The following is a 2,584-nucleotide window of genomic DNA, read 5'->3' on the forward strand; positions in this document are numbered from 1 at the left end:
TAATAGCTTGTACAATGGAAACGATCCATTTTATGTTGTTGATGGCATTCCTTTCATTTCACAACTACTATCAATCAACAATACAATTGGTGGCACTTCTGGATCTATTGGCATTACCGGCAGTCCCTTTAGCTATCTTAGTTCTTCAGATATTGAAAGTATCGAAGTACTAAAAGATGCTGATGCCACGGCAATCTATGGATCCAGGGCGGCCAATGGTGCAGTATTAATCACCACAAAAAAGGGCAAGCCTGGTCTCACAAAAATAAATCTAACACTTCAAAGTGGATGGTCACATATTCAGAAAAAATTAGATATGTTAGATACAAAAGAATATCTTGAAATGCGACACGAAGCCAAAAAGAATGACAAACAACCAATACTGGCTAGTGATTATGACTTAAACGGGACCTGGGATACTACCCGTAACGCTGATTGGCAAAAGGAATTAATCGGACGTACTGCACAATATACCGATGCACAATTCAATGTATCCGGAGGCAACGCGACAACTCAATTCTTATTGGGAGCGGGATACCATAAAGAAACAACCGTATTTCCCGGCCCTTTCTCCGACACAAAAGCATCTGTACATGTGAATTTAAATAGTAATTCCTCTAACCAAAAACTTAAGATTCAATTCACTTCCTCTTTTCTTTTTGATGATAATAGATTGCCATTACTCGACCTTACATCTTCAGCTTTACAATTGTCGCCTGTGGCGCCGGATCTATTTCTTCCGGATGGAAAAATTAACTGGCAACCTAATGCAAGTGGAGCTACAACTTTTTTTCAAAATCCTATCGTCAACAATACTGTAAAAAGTAAAAACAAGACTAACAACTTAACCAGTAATGCAATTCTAAGCTACGAAATCATACCTGGTCTGATTGTTAAAAGCAGTTTTGGATATAATTCTTTATTAACTAATGAAATCCTGAGACAGCCAGCATCCATCGCTCCTCCGGAACTATTGCCAGGTGCTGTTAATTTAACACAATTTCTAACGAATAGAATAAGTTCTTGGATCATAGAACCTCAGGTACAGTATCTAAAGAAGGTTAGCCAAGGGGATTTAGAGATCATGGTGGGGGCAACCGCCACACAACAAAACAGCGATCAGGAAAATATAACGGCTTACGGATTCAATAATGAATTAATAATGGAAGATCTTGGATCAGCTTCTAATATGTTTGGAACGACCGTAAATGCGATATATAAGTATAATGCTATCTATAGCAGGATATCTTATAATTGGATGAACAAATACCTCGTTAATCTTTCCGCACGAAGAGACGGTAGTTCCAGATTTGGTCCTAAAAGTCAATTCCATAATTTTGGTGCAGTAGGTGCTGCGTGGATCTTCTCCCAAGAGAAATTTTTTTCGTCGAATATCCCTGTTATAAGTTTTGGTAAATTAAGAGGAAGTTATGGCACAACCGGTAATGATCAGATTCCCGATTACCAATTCATGGATGTTTATAGTTCTATTCCTGTCAGTGGAAATGCCTACCAGGGTGTCTTAGGACTCGCTCCCTCACGCATAACCAATCCCTATTTGCAATGGGAAGAAACCAAAAAATTACAGTTTGGACTAGACCTTGGATTTATAAAGGATCGAATTCTACTCACTATAAATTACAACCAAAACAGATCATCCAATCAATTGATAGCTACTTCACTCCCAGGAATCACAGGCTTTCCTGGGATAACTGCCAATTTCCCGGCAGTTATTCAAAACACAGGATGGGAGATAACGCTTTCAACTGTAAATATAAAAAATAAGCACTTTTCGTGGACTACCAATTTTAACATAACGATCCCCAAAAACCAAATGCTTTCTTACCAAGGAAAGGATAAAAATAATTCCATTTTTATAGGACAGCCTCTTTCACTCAGAACATATTTTGACTATGTAGGAGTAAACGATACCACTGGAAAATATCAATTCAGAGACGCAAAAGGAAATCTTACCTACAAACCATCTGCTCCGGCTGATGCTACAGTTCTATATAACTCTGATCCAAAATTCTACGGCGGCATTCAAAACAGTTTCACGTACAAAGGATTTTCACTTGATCTCTTCCTTTCATTTATCAAAAGAATGGGCATAGATAATTACTTCTATGCTCTAAAAAACGTCTATCCCGGTACATTTAAGGGAGGAGCAAACAATCAATTAACAAGTGTTTTAAATCGCTGGCAAAAGCCTGGTGACGATGCTACTCATCAACTATTTAGTACAACCGGCAGCAATACCAACATAAGTTATATTAAAGGCAGCAGCGCTTATATTGTAGATGCATCATATATGAGATTAAAAAATCTATCGATCTCTTGGCAAATTCCAGATTCATGGAAGAAAGCTGCGCACCTTCAAAATGCCCGCCTATTTGTAAATGCTCAAAACGTATTTACAATTACCAACTATAAAGGATTAGATCCAGAAACCACCAGTTACTCCTTACCTCCATTAAGAACGGTATCAGTAGGTGTACAGGTTACTCTCTAATTATTATTGCCAAAAAGGTAAAACAAATATTATGATATCAACACCATACTTCAGAAAAAATCCCATTACTAT

The 2,584-nt window shown here is 37.6% G+C and carries 1 protein-coding gene; it reads left to right on the forward strand.

The features are described from left to right. A partial coding sequence (locus VIP81_RS26800) for a SusC/RagA family TonB-linked outer membrane protein (RefSeq protein WP_331968566.1) occupies positions 1-2,512 on the forward strand: 2,512 nt, incomplete at its 5' end. Positions 2,513-2,584: the final 72 nt, after the last annotated feature.

It is taken from the genome of Chitinophaga sp. (genome assembly GCF_036566945.1).
Lineage (GTDB): Bacteria > Bacteroidota > Bacteroidia > Chitinophagales > Chitinophagaceae > Chitinophaga.